At 29.6% G+C, this 22,511-nt stretch carries 23 protein-coding genes, 1 tRNA gene and 1 pseudogene; 18 read left to right on the top strand and 7 right to left on the bottom strand.

The window, feature by feature from the left end:
• Nucleotides 1-11 precede the first annotated feature (11 nt).
• From topA to CAQ16704_RS00775, 5 genes are read left to right on the top strand one after another with little or no spacing between them, the layout of a single operon-like run.
• Nucleotides 12-2,096, top strand: a complete 2,085-nt coding sequence (topA, locus tag CAQ16704_RS00795) for a type I DNA topoisomerase (RefSeq protein WP_442856706.1) — start codon at nucleotides 12-14, stop codon at nucleotides 2,094-2,096.
• Nucleotides 2,096-2,932 (top strand): biotin synthase, encoded by an 837-nt coding sequence (locus tag CAQ16704_RS00790; RefSeq protein ID WP_039666459.1) that lies wholly within the window; start codon nucleotides 2,096-2,098, stop codon nucleotides 2,930-2,932. Before topA ends, CAQ16704_RS00790 begins: the two co-directional genes overlap by 1 nt.
• Nucleotides 2,913-4,100 (top strand): sodium/hydrogen exchanger family protein, encoded by a 1,188-nt coding sequence (locus CAQ16704_RS00785; protein ID WP_052244945.1) that lies wholly within the window; start codon nucleotides 2,913-2,915, stop codon nucleotides 4,098-4,100. The genes CAQ16704_RS00790 and CAQ16704_RS00785 overlap by 20 nt, the downstream gene beginning before the upstream one ends.
• Before the next feature lie 31 nt (nucleotides 4,101-4,131).
• On the top strand, nucleotides 4,132-4,890 hold the full coding sequence (locus CAQ16704_RS00780; RefSeq protein ID WP_039666458.1) for a 3'(2'),5'-bisphosphate nucleotidase CysQ family protein: 759 nt from the start codon (nucleotides 4,132-4,134) through the stop codon (nucleotides 4,888-4,890).
• Nucleotides 4,891-5,541, top strand: coding sequence for a hypothetical protein (locus tag CAQ16704_RS00775; protein ID WP_039666457.1), 651 nt, complete (start codon nucleotides 4,891-4,893; stop codon nucleotides 5,539-5,541).
• Here the strand turns inward: CAQ16704_RS00775 and CAQ16704_RS00770 are convergent.
• The 3 genes from CAQ16704_RS00770 to CAQ16704_RS00760 are packed head-to-tail and all read right to left on the bottom strand — an operon-like array spanning nucleotide 5,534 to nucleotide 7,463.
• Nucleotides 5,534-6,310 carry a UDP-N-acetylmuramate dehydrogenase gene (locus CAQ16704_RS00770; RefSeq protein ID WP_039666456.1) on the bottom strand — a complete coding sequence of 259 codons (777 nt, stop codon included), beginning with the start codon at nucleotides 6,308-6,310 and terminating at the stop codon, nucleotides 5,534-5,536. The genes CAQ16704_RS00775 and CAQ16704_RS00770 overlap by 8 nt on opposite strands.
• On the bottom strand, nucleotides 6,307-6,573 hold the full coding sequence (fliQ, locus tag CAQ16704_RS00765; RefSeq protein WP_039666455.1) for a flagellar biosynthesis protein FliQ: 267 nt from the start codon (nucleotides 6,571-6,573) through the stop codon (nucleotides 6,307-6,309). Before fliQ ends, CAQ16704_RS00770 begins: the two co-directional genes overlap by 4 nt.
• A 26-nt stretch (nucleotides 6,574-6,599) precedes the next feature.
• Nucleotides 6,600-7,463, bottom strand: a complete 864-nt coding sequence (locus CAQ16704_RS00760; protein WP_039666454.1) for a menaquinone biosynthesis family protein — start codon at nucleotides 7,461-7,463, stop codon at nucleotides 6,600-6,602.
• A gap of 107 nt (nucleotides 7,464-7,570) precedes the next feature.
• Here CAQ16704_RS00760 and recA point away from each other — a divergent pair, with 107 nt between their 5' ends.
• The 4 genes from recA (at nucleotide 7,571) to CAQ16704_RS00740 (ending at nucleotide 10,797) form a co-directional block, all read left to right on the top strand.
• The gene (gene recA / locus CAQ16704_RS00755; RefSeq protein WP_039666453.1) at nucleotides 7,571-8,602 is read left to right on the top strand and encodes a recombinase RecA; all 1,032 of its coding nucleotides are present in this window, start codon (nucleotides 7,571-7,573) and stop codon (nucleotides 8,600-8,602) included.
• A complete protein-coding gene (gene eno / locus CAQ16704_RS00750) occupies nucleotides 8,602-9,846 on the top strand; it encodes a phosphopyruvate hydratase (protein WP_039666452.1) in 1,245 nt (414 codons plus the stop codon). Before recA ends, eno begins: the two co-directional genes overlap by 1 nt.
• A gap of 101 nt (nucleotides 9,847-9,947) precedes the next feature.
• Complete coding sequence (locus CAQ16704_RS08395; protein ID WP_235361611.1) at nucleotides 9,948-10,124, top strand: hypothetical protein; 177 nt, start codon at nucleotides 9,948-9,950, stop codon at nucleotides 10,122-10,124.
• Entirely contained in the window at nucleotides 10,114-10,797 is a 684-nt protein-coding gene (locus CAQ16704_RS00740; protein ID WP_039666450.1) for an AMIN domain-containing protein, read from the top strand. The genes CAQ16704_RS08395 and CAQ16704_RS00740 overlap by 11 nt, the downstream gene beginning before the upstream one ends.
• 15 nt (nucleotides 10,798-10,812) lie before the next feature.
• On the opposite strand, the gene CAQ16704_RS00735 is transcribed toward CAQ16704_RS00740, so the two are convergent.
• Nucleotides 10,813-11,196: a group III truncated hemoglobin gene (locus CAQ16704_RS00735; RefSeq protein ID WP_039666449.1), complete on the bottom strand. Its 384-nt coding sequence runs from the start codon at nucleotides 11,194-11,196 to the stop codon at nucleotides 10,813-10,815.
• 105 nt (nucleotides 11,197-11,301) lie between these two features.
• On the opposite strand from CAQ16704_RS00735, the gene CAQ16704_RS00730 reads away from it, so the two are divergent.
• Complete coding sequence (locus tag CAQ16704_RS00730) at nucleotides 11,302-11,778, top strand: hypothetical protein (RefSeq protein WP_039666448.1); 477 nt, start codon at nucleotides 11,302-11,304, stop codon at nucleotides 11,776-11,778.
• Here the strand turns inward: CAQ16704_RS00730 and CAQ16704_RS00725 are convergent.
• Nucleotides 11,747-13,057 (bottom strand): MFS transporter, encoded by a 1,311-nt coding sequence (locus CAQ16704_RS00725; protein ID WP_039666447.1) that lies wholly within the window; start codon nucleotides 13,055-13,057, stop codon nucleotides 11,747-11,749. The two genes, CAQ16704_RS00730 and CAQ16704_RS00725, sit on opposite strands and share 32 nt — an antisense overlap.
• A 2-nt stretch (nucleotides 13,058-13,059) precedes the next feature.
• On the bottom strand, nucleotides 13,060-13,221 hold the full coding sequence (locus CAQ16704_RS00720) for a highly acidic protein (protein WP_039666446.1): 162 nt from the start codon (nucleotides 13,219-13,221) through the stop codon (nucleotides 13,060-13,062).
• A gap of 83 nt (nucleotides 13,222-13,304) precedes the next feature.
• On the opposite strand from CAQ16704_RS00720, the gene moaC reads away from it, so the two are divergent.
• The 8 genes and pseudogenes from moaC (at nucleotide 13,305) to CAQ16704_RS00680 (ending at nucleotide 22,414) form a co-directional block, all read left to right on the top strand.
• Nucleotides 13,305-13,778 (top strand): cyclic pyranopterin monophosphate synthase MoaC, encoded by a 474-nt coding sequence (gene moaC / locus CAQ16704_RS00715; RefSeq protein ID WP_039666445.1) that lies wholly within the window; start codon nucleotides 13,305-13,307, stop codon nucleotides 13,776-13,778.
• Nucleotides 13,756-14,019, top strand: a complete 264-nt coding sequence (locus CAQ16704_RS00710) for an HP0495 family protein (protein ID WP_039666444.1) — start codon at nucleotides 13,756-13,758, stop codon at nucleotides 14,017-14,019. Before moaC ends, CAQ16704_RS00710 begins: the two co-directional genes overlap by 23 nt.
• Nucleotides 14,020-14,030: 11 nt before the next feature.
• The gene (locus tag CAQ16704_RS00705) at nucleotides 14,031-15,152 is read left to right on the top strand and encodes a hypothetical protein (protein ID WP_039666443.1); all 1,122 of its coding nucleotides are present in this window, start codon (nucleotides 14,031-14,033) and stop codon (nucleotides 15,150-15,152) included.
• A 48-nt stretch (nucleotides 15,153-15,200) separates the two neighbouring features.
• Nucleotides 15,201-17,291 (top strand): methyl-accepting chemotaxis protein, encoded by a 2,091-nt coding sequence (locus tag CAQ16704_RS08535; RefSeq protein WP_039666442.1) that lies wholly within the window; start codon nucleotides 15,201-15,203, stop codon nucleotides 17,289-17,291.
• A 279-nt stretch (nucleotides 17,292-17,570) separates the two neighbouring features.
• Nucleotides 17,571-18,983, top strand: a complete 1,413-nt coding sequence (locus CAQ16704_RS00695; protein WP_039666441.1) for an aspartate ammonia-lyase — start codon at nucleotides 17,571-17,573, stop codon at nucleotides 18,981-18,983.
• Between the two features lie 18 nt (nucleotides 18,984-19,001).
• Nucleotides 19,002-20,336, top strand: a complete 1,335-nt coding sequence (locus tag CAQ16704_RS00690; protein ID WP_039666440.1) for an anaerobic C4-dicarboxylate transporter — start codon at nucleotides 19,002-19,004, stop codon at nucleotides 20,334-20,336.
• A gap of 97 nt (nucleotides 20,337-20,433) precedes the next feature.
• A pseudogene (locus tag CAQ16704_RS00685) lies at nucleotides 20,434-21,776 on the top strand (TrkH family potassium uptake protein).
• Nucleotides 21,773-22,414 (top strand): potassium channel family protein, encoded by a 642-nt coding sequence (locus CAQ16704_RS00680; RefSeq protein ID WP_039666439.1) that lies wholly within the window; start codon nucleotides 21,773-21,775, stop codon nucleotides 22,412-22,414. Before CAQ16704_RS00685 ends, CAQ16704_RS00680 begins: the two are co-directional and overlap by 4 nt.
• Here the strand turns inward: CAQ16704_RS00680 and CAQ16704_RS00675 are convergent.
• A tRNA-Met gene (locus tag CAQ16704_RS00675) sits at nucleotides 22,415-22,491 on the bottom strand. It abuts the gene before it with no gap.
• Nucleotides 22,492-22,511: the final 20 nt, after the last annotated feature.

Genomic DNA, 22,511 nt, shown 5'->3' with positions numbered 1-22,511 from the left:
CAAGGAAAATAATGAAAAATTTAATCATAGTAGAATCACCTGCTAAAGCCAAAACCATAGGCAATTTTTTAGGAAAAGATTATGAAGTAATCGCTTCTAAAGGACACATTAGAGATTTGCCTAAAACTAGCTTTGGTATAAAAATAGAAGATGAAAATTTTAAACCCGAATATAGAATTTCAAATGACCATTCAAACTTAGTAAAAGAGATCAAAGAAAAGGCTAAAAAGGCTAAAACCATCTACCTTGCAACCGATGAAGATAGAGAAGGTGAAGCCATAGCTTATCATATAGCTAAGGCTATTAACAAAGATGAAAATTCCTTACCACGCATAGTTTTTCATGAAATCACTAAAAATGCCATAGAAAATGCTTTAAAAAATCCAAGATCTTTAAATGTAAATAGTGTCAATGCCCAGCAAACTAGACGCTTACTTGATCGCATAGTAGGTTATAAACTAAGTCCTTTGCTAAATCAAAAAATTCAAAAAGGTTTAAGTGCAGGGCGTGTGCAAAGTGCAGCTTTAAAAATCATAGTCGATAGAGAAAGAGAAATCAAAGCTTTTGTACCTTTAAAATACTTTAGCATCGATATGGTTTTTGAAAAAGACTTACAAGCTGAATTGGTTGAATTTCAAAATCAAAAGATAGAAAAACTAAGTTTAACAAATGAAGATAGAGCTAAGCTTATCTTTAAAGCTTGTAAAAATGCTAATTTTAAAGTCAAAGATATAGAAAGTAAAGATAGAAAAATAGCCCCACAAGCTCCTTTTATGACCTCAACCTTACAACAAAGTGCGAGTAATCGCTTAGGCTTTAACCCTAAAAAAACTATGATGATAGCTCAAAAGCTTTATGAGGGTGTAAAAACCCATCAAGGCACTATGGGTATAATCACTTATATGAGAACAGATAGCTTAAACATAGCAAAAGAAGCACTAGAAGAAGTGAGAAAACTTATAAAAAAAGAATTTGGTAAAGAATACTTACCAAGCAAAGCAAACATTTATACCACTAAAAGTAAAGGTGCTCAAGAAGCACATGAAGCTATAAGACCGACTAATCTTAGCTTTACCCCAAAACTTGCAAATGAGTTTTTAGAAAAAGATGAAGCAAAGCTTTATACGCTAATTTATAATCGTTTCCTAGCTTCACAGATGAATCCTGCTATATCTCAAACTCAAAATGTTTTTGTAAATTCTAATGATGCAAATTTTAAAATAAGTGGTAGAAAAATTTTATTTGATGGGCATTATAAAGTATATGGGGATATGGATAAGGATAAAATTTTGCCTAATTTAAAAATAGAAGATACACTTCTTATCCAAAATATAGAATTAAACTCACATTTTACTGAGCCACCTTCAAGATATTCAGAAGCTGGACTTGTTAAAAGATTAGAAAATCTTGGCATAGGACGCCCATCAACTTATGCTCCAACTATCTCTTTACTTAGTGCAAGAGAATATGTATATATAGATAAAAAGCAAATCATACCTAACGAAATAGCCTTTGTTGTAACAGAAGTTTTAGAGCAAAATTTTAGTGATATAGTAGATAGCGATTTTACTTCTAAAATGGAAGATAAACTTGACATCATCGCAGAAGGTAAGATGGACTGGCAAGAAGTTTTAAGGGAATTTTATTTTCCTTTTATGAGAAAAATTGATGAGGGTAAAAAAAATATAAAAAGCCAAAAAACTTTCACAAAATTAGATGAAACTTGCCCTGATTGTGGAGGCGAACTTGCCATAAGAAAAGGAAGATATGGGGAATTTGTGGCTTGTTTAAATTTTCCAAAATGCAAATACTCAAGAAATTTAAAACAAGAAACACAAAATAAAGAAAAAAGCGAGAAAAAACTCAACACCATAGGCGTAAAATGCCAAAGCTGTCAAGAAGGTGAGATTGTAGAGCGTTTTTCTAAGCGTGGTAAATTTTATGGGTGTAGTGCTTATCCAAAATGCAACTATATAAGCAAATACAAGCCAAGTGAAGAAAAATGCAGCGAATGTGGCGAAACTTTGATTGTCAAAGAGCTTAAAAAAGGCACATTTTTAGAGTGCTTAAAATGTAAAATCAAAAAGGAAATTTAATGCAAATTATGCTTTGTGCTATATCTAATATAGCAAGTGGAGGATGCGGGGAAGATTGCAAATACTGCACTCAAAGCGCTCATGTAAAAACTAATATCAATAAATATAAAAAAAAAGATATAGACAAAATCATCTTAGAAGCTAAAATGGCTAAGAAAAATGAGGCTTTAGGTTTTTGTTTGGTTACGGCTGGAGCTGGGCTTGATGATGAGAAACTTGAGTATGTATGCAAAGTAGCTTATGCGGTACAAAAAGAAGTAGAAGGACTTTTACTCATAGCTTGTAATGGCATAGCAAATTTAGAGCAACTCAAAGAATTAAAAAAAGCAGGAATTTTTTCTTATAATCACAACTTAGAAACCTCTAAAGAATTTTTCCCAAACATTTGCTCTACGCATACTTGGGAGCAAAGATTTCAAACTAATCTTTATGCCAAAGAAGCTGGGCTAATGCTTTGTTGTGGTGGAATTTATGGACTTGGAGAAAGCGAGGCTGATAGAAAAAGCTTTAGAGCAAGTTTAAAAGAGCTTGATCCTTTTTCTTCGCCTATTAATTTTTTTATACCAAATGAGAATTTAAAACTCAAACAAGACTTATTAAACGCTGATGAAGCTTTAAATATCATTAAAGACACCAAAAAAGACTTACCAAATACACATATCATGGTAGCAGGCGGCAGAGAAGTTGTGCTAAAAGAAAGACAATATGAAATTTTTAATGCAGGTGCTAGTGCTATAGTAGTAGGGGATTATCTTACTACCAAAGGAGAAGAACCTAGCAAAGATATACAAAAATTAAAACAAATGGGATTTAGCTTTGCTAGCTCATGCCATTGATACTCAAGCTGCTACGGATTTAAAAATTTTATTAGTCGTAGCAGGGTGTTTGCTAACTTCACCTTATATTGCTAAATTTTTAAAACTCCCACTTTCAGCTACTGAAATTATGCTTGGCTCTTTTATAGGTTTTATAGGTTTTATAGAAGAAAGTGAAAATTTTAAACTTTTAGCTAATGCGGGGTTTTATTATCTTATGTTTATTGCAGGTATGGAGATTAATCTCAAAACTTTTTTAAATACAGACAAAAGCTTACTTAATAAAGCTTTTATTTATATTATATTTTTATATGTTTTTAGTATTTTAGCAGTTGAAAGTATAGACATTTCTTATATTTTTGTCATTATTATACCTGTTATGAGTGTGGGTTTGCTCTCAACGCTTTATAGGGATTTTGGTAAAAATTGCGAGTGGCTTAATGTATCTATGATAGTAGCTACTTTAGCAGAAGTTGTAAGCATAGTTTTACTTACTATAGCTGCAGCATTTTTAGGAAAAGGTGCTGATCTTTTTTCACTCACTCAAAATTTATTGTATTTGGTAGGATTTTTAGCCCTTTGTATTTTTGGATTTAAATTTTTAGAAGTGCTTTTTTGGTGGTATCCACAGCTTAAAACCATACTTATGCCTTGGCAAGATCAAAACGAAAAAGATATAAGGTTTTGTATGGCTATATTTATCGCTATAGTTGCAATTATGATTTATTTTAAACTTGAAGTAGCCCTTGGAGCTTTTATAGCAGGTTCATTTATAGCTACTTTTTTTGATCATAAAAAGGATTTAGAGCATAAACTTTCTAGTTTTGGCTATGGCTTTTTAATCCCTATATTTTTCATCTATATAGGCTCAAGCTTTAAACTCCAAATGCTTTTAAATCCTCAAGTTTTAATCATAGCTTTTTCGCTAACTGCTTTTATGATAGGACTAAGAATATTTTGTGCTATGACTTTTGTAAAAATACTTGGTTTAAAAAATACCTTTTTATTTGGGCTAAGCCATTCTATGCCACTAACCTTACTCATTGCAGTAGCTACGCTTTCTTATCAAACCAATATCATCACTCAAGATATATACTCAGGTTTGGTTTTAACAGCATTGCTTGAAGCGATTTTAGCTATTAGCTTGATTAAATTTGTTAATAATCTTAGTAAAAAACAACTCTGCTAAGTATTTATTTTTGCCTGCTATACTTTGATTTATGAAAAATTTAGATTCACTTTTAGAACTAGCTTTAAAAGCAGGCAAAGAAGCTTCTAAAATACTACTTGAATATAAAGATAAAAATACTTTGTGGTTTAAAGATGATAACTCCCCTGTTGGCTTAGCTGATATAAAATCAAATGAAATTATTAGTGAAATTTTAGCTTCAAGTGATATAGCTATATGCTCTGAAGAAAATATACTTTCCTATGAAGAAAGAAAAAATTTAGAGTATTTTTGGCTTATAGATCCACTTGATGGCACAAAATCTTATGCTAAAAAAGATAAAGAATATTGTGCTTTAATTGCATTAATTCATAAAAATACTCCCGTGCTTTCACTTATAAGTGATGTAGAAAATGATATGTTTTACTATGCACACATTCACACAAAAGTTTATAAAAATGATAAAATTTTAAATCATAGTTTAGATAAATATGAAGAAGTTAAAAATATAGCCCTTTACTCTAAAAATCACGACAATAATGAAGATTTTTTCATTCAAAATCATCTTAAAGGCATTAAGGTTTCATCTGCTTTAAAATTTGTGTATTTACTTGAAGCAAAGGCTGGAATTTACCCACGCTTTGGTGGTCCAAAAGCTTGGGATATAGCTGCTGGAGATTTTTTGATTAAGCAAAATGGTGGAATTTTATATGATTTTAATCAAAAGGCTTTAGATTATAATAGTCCTGATTTTAAACTTCCAAGTTTTATAGCTTTTGCTAAAACTAATTTTAAATTAAAAGGTTTTTAAATGAAAATATTTTTAGTTTTTATGTGTTTTTTAAGCTCTATTTATGCAAATTCTTTTGCCAATAAAAAAATCATAAAGCTACAAAAAAATGATGAGTTTAGTATTATTAATCTGAATCAAAATGTAGATTATGATAAACTCACACATATTAGCACCTTAGCTTTAATACCAAGCTATGAAAAAGAATATAATTTTTATTTTTCAAATTTAAAAATTGATGCTACAACAATGGCAAAAGATACATTAAAAGCACTAAGTTTTATCATCAATAAACAAAACGATCTTGCCTTACTTAGCCAAAAAGAAAATCAAACTTATATCAATAGCCAAAACATTTTACAAACAAATAAAAATTTCATCAATTCAGAGAATTTTTTAGAATTTAATCGTTTCAAAAAACCTAATTTTGTCATTTTGCTAGACTTAAAAAGCATTCAAGCAAGCCAACAAAATTTCTTGCTTTTTTCAAATTTTGAAGTCAAAGCTAATATAGAATATAAACTTTTTAACGCCAAAACAAACAAACTAAAAGATTATAAAATTCTCACAATCAATACTCAATTTAGCACAAATAATAAAAACAAATCATATCAAGAATTAATCCAAGAAATAGCTAATATCCTTTATGAAGACATTAAAAATACTATATAATCACTACTTCTTCTTCTAAACTAATTCCAAATTCTTCAAATATTCTTTTTTTAGCAAGTTCTATTAAAAACATAGCATCATCAAAACTTGCATGCTTTTTATTGATTAAAAAATTAGCATGTTCGTTGCTAAACATTGCATCATTTTTACTAAAACCTTTAAGTCCTACAGCTTCTATCAATCTTCCGGCATAATCATTTTTAGGATTTTTAAAAATAGAGCCAAAACTGGCACCTTTAGGTTGGTTTTTCCTTGCATTTTTTAAAAGCTCATCTTTAGTCGAGTTAAATCCATATTCTAAAAAAAACTTTGCACTAAACATCACTTCTTTAATAGGATTAAATCTATAAGCAAAAGCAATATCTTGTTTTAAAATTTCATTTTTAAAAGTTTGAATACTAATTAAAGTTTTACTAATATTTTCATCTTTTAAACCCGCATTCATTTTTAAAATTCCACCTAAAGTCCCTGGGATATTTTTTAAAAACTCAAATCCTTTTAGGTTGTTTTCTTTAGCAAAATGATACATTTTAAGAGATTTCACACTAGAACCTATCTCTAAAAACATACCTTTTTCATTTTGATCTAAAATTTTAATATAATCAAAATTCTTTCCTAAAATTCCAAGTTTTTTAGGATTAGAAGAAATTAAAAGATTATTTGCTCCACCTATTAAAAAACCATCAAATTCGCAAAGCTCTTCAAGTACTTGCACTTCAAAGCTTTCCCCTATACGCACAGAAGAATATTTAGAAAAATCAATAATCATCGAATAAAATTTGGAATTTGATTTAGCATATTAATAGTAAAATCTGTCATTGAACTTATCATCCAAGGCATTAAAAAAACTATCACAACAACAACAAGTAAAATTTTTGGTACAAAAGAAAGAGTAGCTTCATTAATTTGTGTAACAGCTTGAAAAATACTTATAATAAGCCCTGCTATAAGCCCTGCTAAAAGCATAGGCAAAGAAAGCATAAGCGTAATTTTAAAAGTTTGAACACCCAAAGCTACTAAAGTACTTTCCATTTTATCTCCTTAAAATCAAAATTCTATCAAGAATTTCTAAATTTTTCATATTCGTTAGGTATAAGATAATCTTTGCTTTTAATTAGCTTTTCATAAAATTTGTGATTAAACCCAAGCTCAAAAAGCTTATCAATAGCATTATATTGCCTATCATTCATATTAATAGAATTTTTATTTGCATATAAATTTAAATATATATCAAGTTTTTGTGAATCAACGCGTATTAAATTACGCTCTAAAAGCATAGAAGCTAGAATTTTTCTATTATGATCAGCTATCTCTACTGCTTTAATTAAATCTTTCTCAATTGCTATAGCATCATTTAAAGGCAAAGATCTTCTAAGTGCCATACCACCTAAAGGTAAAGGCAAATCATCTTTTGCTAGTTCTTGCCATATATCCCAAAGTTCAGCTTCCACGCATAAACTAGAATCAAACTCTAAAATACTTTCATGTATAAGCACTCCTGCATCTACCTCATCTTCTAAAACAGCTTTTTCAATTTCTAAAAAATTCTTATAAATAATTCTTGCTTGTGGGTATTTTATACGGAAAATTAAAGCATTGGTAGTATGTGCTCCACTTAATGCAACTTTAAAATTTGGCTTTAATTTCTTGTCTTTTTTCTTTATAAGCTTTGGTCCATAACCCTCACCAAAACTTACAGCTGTTTTTAATAAAGCATATTCACTAGCTATTAAAGGATAAAGTGCAAAAGAAATCGCACTAACATCATAGATATTTTGTAGTGCAAGTTCGTTTAAAGTTTGTATATCTAAGGCCGTATTTTCATACTCATAAGCATTTCCAACCCAGCCAAATTTAATTGCCATATACATAAAAATATCATCAGCATCAGGAGAATGTGCTACACTAATTTTTTTATTCATTTTTTTCCTTAGTCTAAAAAAAGTATTTTAGCAAAATTCAAAATAAAAACTTATATTAAATTTCTTTTTGATACAATTTTAAACATATTATAAAAGGATTGATAAGTATGGATGATAATAAAAGAAAATCGCTTGATGCAGCTTTAAAAAGTCTTGATAAAACCTTTGGAAAAGGAACTATTTTAAGATTAGGTGATAAAGAAGTTGAAAAGATTGATTCTATCCCTACAGGCTCGGTTGGACTTGATTTAGCTTTAGGTATAGGTGGAGTTCCAAAAGGAAGAATCATAGAAATTTATGGACCTGAAAGCTCTGGTAAAACAACGCTGACTTTGCATATTATAGCAGAGTGTCAAAAAAAAGGCGGAGTTTGTGCGTTTATTGATGCTGAACACGCACTTGATGTAAAATATGCAAAAAATTTAGGAGTAGATACAGAAAATCTTTATATTTCTCAACCAGATTTTGGCGAACAAGCTTTAGAAATCGTTGAAACTATAGCAAGAAGTGGTGCTATTGATTTAATAGTAGTAGATAGTGTTGCTGCACTCACTCCAAAAGCTGAAATTGAAGGTGATATGGGCGATCAACATGTAGGACTTCAAGCAAGATTAATGAGTCAAGCTTTAAGAAAATTAACAGGAATTATTCATAAGATGAATACTACGGTTGTTTTTATCAACCAAATTCGTATGAAAATAGGTATGATGGGCTATGGCACTCCTGAAACAACCACTGGTGGAAATGCTTTAAAATTTTATGCTTCAGTGCGTTTAGATGTAAGAAAAACTGCCACTTTAAAACAAAACGATGAGCCTATTGGAAACCGCGTTAAAGTTAAAGTAGCTAAAAATAAAGTCGCACCACCTTTTAAACAAGCTGAATTTGATGTAATGTTTGGCGAGGGTATTAGCCGTGAAGGTGAGCTAATAGACTATGGTGTAAAACTTGATATTATTGATAAAAGCGGTGCGTGGTTTTCTTACAAAGCTTCTAAACTTGGACAAGGTAGAGAAAATGCTAAAGCATTTTTAAAAGAAAACCCAGCTATTGCAGATGAAATCACACAAGCTATACAAAATTCTATCGGTATAGATAGTATGATTTTAGGTGCAAAAGATGATGAGGGAGATGAATAATGTTAATTATTGAAGACTTAAGAGCTTTTGAAGTTTTAGATAGCAGAGGAAATCCTACCATAAAAGCTGAAATTATACTAAGTGATGGTAGCGTAGGTAGTGCTATCGTTCCAAGTGGTGCAAGTACAGGAAAAAAAGAAGCTTTGGAATTAAGAGATAATGATGAAAGATTTGGTGGAAAAGGGGTTTTAAAAGCAATTGAAAATATTAATAACACTATCGCTGAAAATATCATAGGTCTTGATGCTTTTAACCAAACTCAATTAGATAATACTTTATTAGAACTTGATGGGACAAAAAATTACTCAAATTTAGGAGCAAACGCAACTTTAGGAATTTCTATGGCTACAGCTCGTGCTGTGGCTAATGCTTTAGGAATTCCATTATATCGTTATCTAGGTGGGACTAATGCGAGCGTATTGCCTGTGCCAATGTGTAATATCATCAATGGTGGTGCTCATGCAAACAATAGTGTAGACTTTCAAGAATTCATGATTATGCCTTTTGGTTTTTCATCTTTCAAAGAAGGATTAAGATCAGTTTGTGAAATTTATGCAGTATTAAAAAAAGAACTAGCTAGTTTAGGTCACTCTACTGCCTTAGGTGATGAGGGTGGTTTTGCACCAAATTTAGCAAATAACACCGAACCACTTGAACTTTTAATGACTTGCATTAAAAAAGCAGGTTATGAAAATAAAATCAAATTAGCATTAGATGTAGCAAGTAGCGAACTTTACAAAGATGGTAAATATCACTTAGAAAGTAAAGTTTTCTCAAGTGAAGACTTAATCGCTCGTTATGAAGAATTATGTGCTAAGTATCCTATTTTTAGCATTGAAGATGGCTTGGCTGAAGATGATTATGAAGGTTGGATTAAACTCACTCAAAAACTTGGTAATAAAGTTCAACTTGTGGGAGATGATTTATTTGTAACTAATGAAGATATTTTAAGAGAAGGTATCATGAAAAATATGGCAAATGCTGTATTAATTAAACCAAATCAAATAGGCACTATTACCCAAACTATGAGAACAGTTAGACTTGCTCATAGAAATAATTATAAATGCATTATGAGTCATAGAAGTGGCGAAAGCGAAGATACTTTTATAGCTGATTTTGCCGTAGCATTAAATACAGGACAAATCAAAACAGGAGCCTTAGCAAGAGGTGAAAGAACGGCTAAATATAATCGTTTGTTAGAAATTGAACTTGACAATGATGAATACTTAGGAGATAAACTCTGAGTGATTTATTAAAAGAATATGATGAGCATTCTAAAAAAAGGGAAGCTCATCGTCAACTAATAAAAACCATCATCTTATCAATCGTAGCGGTTGTCGTTGCTATGTATTTTGGTAATATGTTTTTTGGAAAATCCTCTTTAGATGTTTTATTAACACTTAAAGAAGAACAAAAAAAATTAGAAAAAAATATAGATATTTTAAAAGCTAAAAATGCTCAAGCACAAAAAGAATATTTGCAGCTTTTAAGACTTAAAGGAGAAAATTCGCATGAGAATTAAATTTTTTATATTGTTTTTACTATTTTGTGTATTTTTAAATGCAAAAGACAATCCCTTTGATAACAATTTTGAACAACAAAATACTGAATTTGCAAAACTTAGTCCTTTTCAAAGACAAGATTTTAACTTTAATTCTAATGCAAGAATTTTAAAGAATATTACTATTACTTATATCAATCTTGATGGTTCTGAAGAGCAAGTGACTTTAGATATACACAAAAGCATTAATTGGCATGATACTTATTCATTTATAAAAACAAAAAGCCCAGATGCTACTCCAATACTAGATGTTTCTGTTACTGTGCCACAAGAGCAAGGTTCAAAAAATACAAAATCAGAAGAAAACAATACAACTTTAAATATAGAAACTCCATTATTTAGCGGAAATATTTATAATTTTTTATCTATTAGCTTTTACAACAATAAAATCAACATTAAAACTGAAGATAAAATGTTAAGGAATTTATCCATAGGTGATCCTACAAAAATTATCATAGATTTTGCTAAAAAGCAAAATTTTAATACAAAAACCTTACATGTAAATACAGCAAAAGTTAAAAAAGTTGTTTTTGGCTCACATAAAGGGTATTATCGTCTAGTGATTTATCTTGATGGAAAATACGATTATAACTACTCATATAGCGAAAATTTACATACTTTTAATTACCGTTAAGAGTTTTAAAAACTCTTAAGCAAATTTATGATCATAAATAATCATTTGAAATCTTTGAGCTATCATTTTGGCTCTTTCAATAATAATATTTCTTGGTTCTTCTTCAAATATTTCTTGCAAACTTTCATCAAATAATTTAAGCCAAATATCAAAAAATTCCCTTGGAAATGGAGGTAATTCATGGTGTGCTTTTAAAGGCGAACCACTATAGCTTGGATCACCTAAAAACATTCCTGCCCAAAAACTTGCAATTTTTTCTTTGTGTTTTTTCCAACTTTCATCATCTATTCCTATTTTATCATTAAAAATAGGTCCTAAATCTTTATCTATTCTTATTTTTGCATAAAAAATATCCATAAGTTCTTTTATACTTTCATGATTGATATTTTGAAATTTCATAATCTTCCTTAAAAAATAATTTTATAAATTGTATTAAAATTACAAAATAAAAATATAAACAAAAGTCAATTTCTAGTATAATTTTTAAAAACATAAAGAAAGATTATGACTTATACCATTTTACCACCTAATCAATTTTTAGATGATTATATTTTAAACATACAATTACACAGATTAGCAAATATTTCTAAAAATGCTTTTAAATTTTGGAAAAATGTTCATGCTGCAAGATACCAAGGTACAAGAGTGATATTTTTACATAAAAAAAATATTTTAAAAAAATACGAACATCTTATAAAAGAATGTGATAATTTAAATGGTTATGTTTTGGCAAGTGCTTTTTGCTCTTTCACAACTTTAGCTCCATCTCATTTGGTAGAAAAAAACAATTCTCAAATTTATAAAATCCTAGATATTAAAGAAATTTGTGGGATTAAATTTGTAAATTTAAAGGCATTTTACGATTTTTTAAAACTTGATTACAATTGTAATATTTACATCGAAAAATGCCATTTTTTTAGCCCCGCACCTTTAGAAAAGCGTATTAAAATCACTGAGAGTATGTGCGTTGGATATTATTAAGGTATTTAAAAATAAAAACAGATAAAAGAGCTATTAAAGCCATAGCAAGCATATAAAAACCCAAAGAAAAACGCCAAATATTTTCTAAATTTTTCAAAGCAAAAGTATGTAAAAACAATGCAAGTTGTGGAGTAAAGCCACCTGCTATAGCATAAGCTATATTATAAGAAAAGCTAAGTCCTGAAAATTTAATTTTAGAATCAAACACTTCACTCATAATCAAAGGACAAAAATTCAATACTCCAGCAAAAAAACATGCTGTTAGATAATATATACATACTTGATTAAAATCAGGTAGTTCAACATAAAGTGCATTAAAATACAACCAACAAACAAAGAAAAATCCTATGGAAAAGATAATACAAGATTTTACTATGCCAATTTTATCGGCCAAAATTCCACTCAATATACAGCCTATAACAAGTATAACTATTCCAAGCATTTGCATATATGTTTGCACACTTGCATCTATATTTAGCATTTTAGCCATAAAAGATGGAATAATCAAAATCATTACAACTATACAGGCTGTTAAAACCCAAGTAATAAGCATAGATGCTACTATGCCTAATTTAGCCTTTTTAAACACTTCTTTTAACGGGAATTTCTCTAAGGCTTTATCTTTTTTCATTTGTTCAAAAACTGGAGTTTCTCTTAAGAATTTACGCAAATATACTGAGATAATACCAAAAATCCCACCTAAGAAAAACGGAATTCTCCAAGCCCATTCATAAAGTTCTTCTTGAGTATAAAGTTTATTCATTATTAAAAACACGATACTACCAAGCAAAATTCCACCTACTACAGAAGCAGTTAAAAACCCAAGATAAGTTCGCTTTTGCCCTTTTGGTGCATGTTCAAACACAAAAACCCAAGCACCTGGTAATTCTCCACCTATAGCTATACCTTGACAAATTCTCACAGATACTAAAAGCACTATACACAAATATCCTATACTTTCATAACCTGGTATAAAAGCAAGCATAAAAGTAGGTATAACCATAAGTAAAATACTTAGCATAAACATTTTCTTACGACCAAATTTGTCTCCAAAATGTGCCATAACTATACCACCAAGTGGTCTAGCTAAATACCCTGCTGCAAAAATTCCATAAGTGTTAAACATTTGCCAAAAGGGACTTAAATTTTCAGGGAAAAAGTTTTTTGAAATATAACTTGCAAAAAATACAAAAATAATAAAATCATAAAACTCTAAAGTTCCACCTAAAGATGATAAACCTAAAACTTTTATATCTTTTCTACTAAGATTTTTACTCACGATTACTCCATTTCATAGGTGTCATCATCGTTATAATCATCCTCATACTCATAATCATCATCATCATAATTGTATGATTTTTGATTATTTGTGTAAGCATCTTCTTCATAATCATCATACTCATAATCATCATATTCTTCAAATTCTTCATTTTCATAAGACATTACAAATCCTTTAATTTTTTTTGATATTTTATTATAAAAATATACATTTTGGTATAATTTTCAAACTATAATTAAGGAAAAATATGAATTTAACACATTTAGATGAAAAAAATCATCCTAAAATGGTAGATGTTAGTCAAAAAAACATAACCCAAAGAGAAGCTTGTGCAAGTGGTAAAATATATATGAGTAAAGAGGCTTTTAGAGCTATCATTGAAAATAAAGCCAAAAAAGGACCTGTTTTACAAACTGCTATTACAGCAGCTATAATGGGAGCAAAGCAAACTCCAAACCTCATTCCAATGTGTCATCCTTTGATGGTTTCAAAAGTTCAAACCCATATAGAAGAAAACGAAAAAGAATGTTCTTTTAAACTTTTTGTAAGTGTTAAATGTGAAGGAAAAACAGGCGTAGAAATGGAAAGTTTAACTGCTGTTAGCATAGGACTTTTAACTATTTATGATATGGTTAAAGCTATTGATAAAAGTATGCAAATTACTGATATAGTTTTAGAAAGCAAAGAAGGAGGAAAAAGTGGTAAATATCTGCGATCTTAAAAAAGAACCTATTATAAACTACCCTACTTTTTGGGATTATAAGGTTGTTTTTGAAACTCATATTGATGCCTTAGAAATTTTTCGCGAGATATTAAATGAAAGAGAATTTAAGTATAAAATTTCAAATACTAGCAAACAAGGCACATATAAAAGTTATCTTTTAAGTGTATATGTAGATAGCAAAAATGATCGTTTAAATATCTTTAATCAATTAAAAAACAAAGCCAAATTCGTATTATAGAAGGAAAACATATGAAAAATACAGCAATTATCTTTGAAAATTCTCTTCTAGCTTGTGAAAAAAATGAAATCCCTAATCTAATTAGTGAGCTTGTTTTTAACCTAAGTTATAAAAAAATTTGTTTTGAAAATACTAATAATGAAGAATTATTTACTATTTTTTTTAATATTTTAGAAAAACTTGAACTTGCAAATGAAGAAAATATTTCTAAAATTATACAAGGTATCGTTAAGGCTAGAGTAGAAGAAGATAAAAAAATGTTTTTTACTTATATTAACGAGCTTGGAAAATTAAAAACAAAAATAAAAGAGCAACAAAACATCATAAAGCACAAAATTTGTGATAATTTTTTTGATTTAGAAAAAGCTTTAAAAAATTTAAATTTAAACGAGTTTAATATCAGCATAAACGATGCTATGCTTTATGATATAGAAATACTAGGACTTCTAAAAGAAACTGCAGAAAGTGCTTTCATAACCACTTTGGAAAAAAGTGAAAATATAGAACTTACTTCTTGCGAAATTTCTAAAAATCTAATATATAACGCAATTTGCGAAGGAAGTTTTGAAAAAGAAAGAATTTTAAAAATTTCCCAAGTGGTTTTAAATACTGCTTTTGAACTTGCTAATGAATCAAAAGTTTTTGCATATGATTTATGCGTAGGAAGCATTTATGGAACACAAGAAGGAATTTCCTTAGCTATTGAAAAATTTAAATCAAATTTTGCTTATAGTGCTTTAGAGAATGATTTAAAAGATAAAGAAAAAGAACTTATAGATATAGAACAAGAATTTGTCCAAATGCTTAAAAAACTTTCATTAGAATTTAATAATCCTGTTAAAGATATCCTCAAAGATTTATTAGAAAATAAATTTGATACTATATTTGCCAAATTCAAACGCTTAATACAAGAAAATAGAGAACAAATTTTAATAGCAATAAACGAGCTTAAACAAAATCCAAAAATTGATGATTTTGGTAAGTTAGCACAAAGTAAAATTAATCTTTTAGCTAAAGAAATCAACGAACTTGAAAAACTAGCCAGTCAAAAATATAAAAATTTAGATAAAAACAATGCAAAAGAATTAGGAGTAAGACTTTGGGAAAAAGCTAAAAATTTAATAAAAAATTAATATTTTTATAATATAATAAATGTTTGATTTAATTTTTAAGGATATATTATGTTTTTAAATTTAAAAATAGGGACTAAAATAGTTGCAGTTGTAATTGCTATTATAATAATAGGTATTGGAATTTTGGCAAGTATCATTGCAATGCAATCTTCAAATATTTTACACACTGAAGCAGACAAACTACTTCAAACTAGTGCTTTTAGATATTCAAATATAGTTAGAGGTGCCACAGAAAGCGTGCATTCAAGTCTTATTAATGCAGAAAACATCTTAGACCAAATTCTTGACACTCAAACAACCATAGATGAAGATAGACTTAAAAATGTTTTGGAGGGAACTTTAGACTCTAATGGCTGGATAGCTTATATTTATATGCATATTATTGATACATCAAAATACAATAATATCAATCCCAAACTTTTAACCCAATCAAATAAATTTTTAATGTTACTACAAGATGCAAGTTTAAGAGAAAAAGGTGGAATTAAACTCATTCAAGCAGATGATAAAATTTTAGATCAAAGAAGTATCAATAGTGCTTTAAAAGACAAGCGCGAAGGTATTGGAAGACCTCAAAAATTTGTAATCAACGATGAAGAAATTTTAGCTTACAATGTTGCTGTTCCAATTATAAGAAACAATAAAATTATTGGCGTTGTAGGAGCTTTGGGAAGTTTAACTCAACTTCAAGAAGAACTTACAAATCCTGAAAGAAGCGTGTTTAAAGATGATCAAAGATTATTACTTGGAGAAGATGGGCTTATAGCAGTAAGTCCTGCTACACAATTTATTGGAAAAAGAATAACTGAAATCAATTCTCATTCTAGTGCAAATTTACTAGTGGAACTACAAAAAAATAAATCTAATACTTTATTCAATTTTACTCCAGCTTCCACAGGAAATGCAAATAGAGCAGCAATAACAAATTTTAATGTATGGGATGGTGCAAATGATTATTGGTCCATAGTTACTATGGCCCCAGTTGGCTCGATACAAATGCCTATTACTAAGCTTATAACAACTATAGCTATGGTATCTCTTTTTGTTCTTTTAGCTATTGCTTTAATAGTATTTATATATATAAATAAGGCAGTAAGTTCAAGAATTATTAATTTACAAAACAATTTGTTATATTTTTTTAAGTTTTTAAATCACGAAACAAAAGATACAATTTTAAGTAAAGATACTAAAAATAATGATGAATTAAGCATTATGGCTAAAGCCATCAATGAAAACATCACTAAAACTAAAAATGCATTAGAACAAGATTCTAAAGCAGTAGAACAATCAGTAGAAACTGCTAAAGAAATAGAAAGTGGTAATTTCACAGCAAGAATTACAGCAGTTCCAGCTAATCCTCAATTAATAGAATTAAAAAATGTTTTAAATGAAATGCTTAATGTATTAGAAGCAAAAGTTGGTTCTAATATGAATGAAATTAATAGAGTATTTGATAGCTATAAAGCATTAGACTTTACCACTGAAGTTAAAAATGCTAAAGGTGGTGTTGAAGTAACAACTAATACCCTAGGTAAAGAAATCATTGATATGTTAAAACAATCATCTGAATTTGCTTCTTTATTAGCTGATGAGAGTGGTAAATTACAAAATGCTGTTAAGAACTTAACTGATTCTTCATCTAGCCAAGCTTCTTCTTTAGAAGAAACAGCTGCTGCTTTAGAAGAGATTACTTCTTCTATGCAAAATGTATCTCATAAAACTAGTGAAGTTATAGCTCAAAGTGAAGAGATTAAAAATGTTACTTCTATCATAGGAGATATTGCTGATCAAATCAATCTACTTGCATTAAATGCTGCTATTGAAGCTGCACGTGCAGGTGAGCACGGACGTGGCTTTGCTGTTGTTGCTGATGAAGTAAGAAATCTAGCTGAAAGAACTCAAAAATCTTTAGGTGAAATAGAAGCTAATACTAATATCTTAGTTCAATCTATTAATGAAATGGGTGAAAGTATTAAAGAACAAACTACAGGTATTACTCAAATAAATGATGCTGTAGCTCAAATTGATCATGTAACCCAAGAAAACTTAAAAATAGCAAAAGATAGTGCTGCAATATCTGAGAATGTAAATCAAATTGCTAATGATATCTTAGAAGATGCTAGGAAGAAGAAGTTTTAGTTATAACCCCAATTAAAATAATTGGGGTTATTATTTTGTAATTACTTTTAATTTATATAAAATTAACTTTTTAAATATAAAAATTTACTTTATTAGATATAAAAAACATATGAAAATTACATATTTTTTGATATATATAAAAATAAACATTATTTTCATATTTTTTTTACAAAATTTGCAAAAAAATATGAAAATTTATGAAACTTTTATAAAAAATTGTTATATAATACTTCCTAAGTTTATAAACAAAACTTAAACAAAACCCACAAGGAGTATAACATGGGAACAAGAAAAGAACACGACTTTATTGGTGAGTTAGAAATTTCTGATGAAGTTTATTATGGAGTGCAAACTTTTAGGGCACTAGAAAACTTCCATATGAGTGGTAGAAGATTACAAGATTATCCCTATTTTGTAAAAGCTTTTGCTCAAGTAAAAAAAGCAGCCGCTCTTGCCAATAAAGAAGTTGGGGTTCTTGATGCAGACAAAGCTGATGCTATTGCTAAAGCTTGCGATAGATTAATTGCTGGTGAATTTTTAGATCAATTTGTAGTAGATATGATCCAAGGTGGTGCTGGAACTAGTACAAACATGAATACTAACGAAGTTATTACCAACATCGCTCTTGAAAGCATGGGACATAAAAAAGGTGAATACCAATACCTTCATCCAAACGATCATACAAACCTAGGTCAATCTACAAATGATACTTATCCAAGTTCGATCAAAGTAGCAACCTATGCAAAACTTAGCGATCTTTTAAAAGCTATGGAACTTTTAAAAGCTGAACTAGAAGTTAAAGCTAAAGAATACAAAGATATCATTAAAATGGGTAGAACAGAGCTTGAAGATGCAGTTCCTACTACTTTAGGAAATACTTTCAATGCTTTTGCTAGTTATATTAAAAGTGATATTGAAAAAATTAAAGCAGCTCGTGATTCTATGACTTATTTAAATCTTGGTGCAACAGCTATTGGAACAGGAATTAACTGCCACCCTGATTATAAATTTGTGGTTGAGAAAAAATTAAAAGAAATCACTGGTGTTGATTATAAACCAGCTGAAGATTTTATTGCTGCTACTCAAGATACCGCTGATTTTGTACATGTAAGTGGTGCATTAAAAACTGCAGCAGTTAGGCTTTCTAAAATTGCAAATGATTTAAGATTAATGAATTCAGGACCAAGATGTGGTTTGGCTGAAATTAGCTTACCTGCTATGCAACCTGGTAGCTCTATTATGCCAGGTAAAGTAAATCCTGTAATTTGTGAAGCAGTAGGTGAAGCTTGCTATGAAGTTATAGGAAATGATGTTACCATTATGCTTTGCTCTGAAAGAGGAGAATTTGAACTTAATGCATTTGAACCAGGTATTGCTTATGGATTGTTTAATTCTATAGTATTACTTGAAAATGCAATGAAAACTCTAGCAGAAAAAGCAGTAAAAGGACTAAAAGCTAATCCTGAAAATTGCAAAAAATTAGTATTAAACTCGATAGGAATAGTGACTGCATTTAATCCTGTTTTGGGTTATGAAAAATCTGCAAGTATTGCTAAAGAAGCTTTAGAAACTGGTAAAGCAGTTGGTGATATTTGTTTAGAAAGAGGATATTTACCAAAAGAAAAAATTGATGAGATTTTAACACCAGAAAATATGTTAAATCCTCATATGACAGAAAAAAGAAAAGCTTAATTTATAGGAGTTTAAAACATGGATATTATGATTATCTTACAACTTGTTGTCTTTCTTGGGGCAATTTTTATAGGTATCCGCCTTGGCGGCATAGCAATAGGCTATGCCGGAGGTTTGGGTGTGGTTATTTTAGGTCTTGTTTTAGGTATGAAACCAGGTAATATTCCTTGGGATGTTATCTTAATCATCGCTGCAGCTATTGCTGCAATTTCAGCAATGCAACAAGCAGGTGGTTTGGATTACATGGTAAAAGTTACTGAAAAAATTTTACGTAGTCATCCAAAATTTATCAACTATCTTGCACCAGCTTGCGGTTGGTTTCTTACTATTTTAGCAGGTACTGGTAATGCTGTATTTTCATTAATGCCAGTTGTAATTGATGTTGCAAAATCACAAAATATCAAACCATCTGTACCACTTTCATTAATGGTTGTTGCTTCACAAATTGGTATTACAGCTTCTCCTGTTAGTGCTGCAGTTGTTTATATGACAGGTGTTTTAGAGCCACTTGGTTGGAACTATCCTGCATTGATTGGTATATGGATTGTAACTACTTTTGCTGCTTGTATGATTACAGCTTTCATTGTAAGTTTAATTACCCCTATGGATCTTAGTAAAGACCCTGTATATCAAGAGCGTTTAAAAGCTGGTCTTGTAAAAAGTGCTTCTGATGTTTTACAAAGTGAAGACAAACCAGGTGCTAAACTTTCAGTTGCAATTTTCTTGATCACTGTTTTAGCGGTTGTTCTTTATGCTACAGCAATTTCAAATAATATTAAATGGATCGATCCAGTTATTATTCCAAGAGATGCTGCTATTATGAGTTTCTTATTAACTGCTGCAACATTAATCACATTCTTATGTAAAGTTGAGCCTGCTAAAATTTTAGATACAAGTGTATTTAAATCAGGTATGACAGCTTGTGTGTGTGTATTTGGTGTTGCTTGGCTTGGAAATACCTTTGTTTCAGGACATGAAGCAGGTATTAAAGAAGTAGCAGGTGAGTGGGTTAAACAAACTCCAGCTATGCTTGCGGTTGCTTTCTTCTTTGCTAGTATGCTTTTATATTCTCAAGCAGCTACTGCAAAAGCTATTGTTCCAGTTATTATTGCGGCATTAGGAATTTCAGCTACAAATCCTGGGGATTCTTATATGTTAGTTGCATGCTTTGCTGCTGTTTCAGCACTTTTCGTTCTTCCAACTTATCCTACTTTATTAGGTGCAGTTCAAATGGATGATACTGGTACAACAAGAATTGGAAAATTCATTTTCAATCACGCATTCTTTATACCGGGTGTATTGGCTATAGTTATAGCTGTTGCTCTAGGTTTCTTAGCAGTAGGAATGCTCTAATACTCTATAACTTTCCACTTTTAAAGTGGAAAGTTTCTTTCTCTTATTTATTAATTGATTTCAAGTAAAATGTTTTAAAAATTTTTAAGATTTTATTATGACAAGATTATCTTTAGATAGAAACAATATAAGAATTTTATTTATAGGTTATATTCTTATAGCACTTTTTGGCACCTTTATACTTATGCTTCCCATTATGCATACTAAAGCTATATCGTTTTTAGATGCTTTTTTTACAAGTGCTTCAGCTGTAAGCATGACAGGGCTTATAGTGCTAAATACCTCATTAGATTTTAGTTTTTATGGGCAAATTGTTATATTACTTTTAATTCAAATTGGTGGATTAGGCTATATGAGTATAGCCATGGCTTTATATATTTTAGTTCGTAAAAAAATGAGTTTTGATGAAAAAAATCTTTTAAGAGAATCCTTAATTTATCCTAGTTCAGATGGTCTAGTAGGATTTTTAAAGAAAGTTTTGTTTTTTGTATTTGCTATTGAAATTATAGGTGCAATTTTATTATTTTTAAGATTTAAGCTTGATATGAATTTAAACGAAGCACTATGGGCTAGTATATTTCACTCTATATCAGCATTCAATAACGCTGGTTTTAGTGTATTTGAAAGTGGTTTATGCCTTATAGGGATGATTTTTGGATCAATTTTATCATTACCTCTTTGATTATTATTGGTGGTTTAGGTTATTTTGTATTATTAGAATTATATTTTTTTTCAAAAAAGCGTTTTGCAAATTTAAGTTTGCACACCAAACTTGTTTTAATTTCTACTATTATATTAGTTATTTTTGCAAGTTTAATTGTTTTTTTATTTGAATATCATAATCCAAAAAGCATAGGGGAATTTTCACTTTTTGATAAGATTATGAGTGCATATTTTACAGCGGTAAATTATCGAACAGCAGGTTTTAACACTCTTGATCTTAGCACTTTCAAAGATGCGAGTTTATTTTTTGGTTCCTTGTTTATGATTATAGGTGGTGCACCCGGAGGAACTGCTGGAGGTATTAAAGTAACTACCATTGCTGTGTTATTAATTTATGCATATTGGAGTATTAAAGATACTAATCCAAGAATTTTCAACTTTGAAATTCCTACTGAAACCATTAACAAAGCTTTTATTATAGCAGTAAGTTCTATCGTATATATTATTACTTGCGTTTTAATTTTATCACTGATTGAAGATGACAAAAGTTTTCTACCTTTGCTTTTTGAAACAAGTTCAGCTTTTGCCACAGTAGGTGTTTCGGTGGGAGATGGCGGAACTTTATCATTAAGTGCAAATTTTAATACTGAAAGTAAGTTGATTATTATTTTATTGATGCTTAGTGGTAGAGTTGGTGTACTTGCATTTTTATTTAGCATATTTTTTAAGGAAAAAGAAAAATACTTAAATTATCCAAAAGGAAAAATCATACTATGAAAAAAGAAACTTATGGCATTATAGGACTTGGAAGATTTGGTTCTGTTTTAGCAAAAGAACTTATTGATCAAGGTAAAAGAGTTATTGTTTCAGATATTGATGAAGAAGCGGTAAAAGAACTGCAAGAACACGCTGACTTTGCATATATTTTAGATTCTACTCATACCATAGCCTTAAAAGAAGCAGGTTATGCAAATGCTGATGTAGTGATACTTAGCATAGGTGAAAATTTAGAATCAAGCATACTTACTTTTATGGCTTTAAAAGAAATAGGAGTAAAAAATATCATCGCAAAAGCAAATTCTTCTACGCACGGACAAATTCTTTCTAAACTCGGAGTAAGTAAAGTAATTTATCCCGAAAAAGAATCTGCTAAGCGTTTAGCTAAAATTCTTATCACTAATCCAAATTTTGAAATCATAGATCTTTCAGCAAATACCATTAAAGTAGTAAAATTATTAGTAGATGAAAATCTTTCGGGGAAAAATTTATACACCATTGCGCAAAATCTTAAAGTCATAGCACATAAACAACACGATGCTTGGACTATTATGCCAAATTTGGAAGCAATAGCTTATTTAAACGATATACTTATGTTACTTGGAGCCCAAGAAGAAATCAATAAATACAAATACTAGTGGTATCAAGGGGGAGACTTGAACTCCCGACCTCCGGCTTATGAGACCAGCGCTCTAGCCAGCTGAGCTACCCTGACATAAGTGTAAGAAATTAAAA

The organism is Campylobacter sp. RM16704 (genome assembly GCF_000816245.1).
Classification (GTDB): Bacteria; Campylobacterota; Campylobacteria; order Campylobacterales; family Campylobacteraceae; genus Campylobacter_D.
Note: the sequence above shows the minus strand (reverse complement) of the source record. Positions and strands in the feature narration are given on the sequence as shown.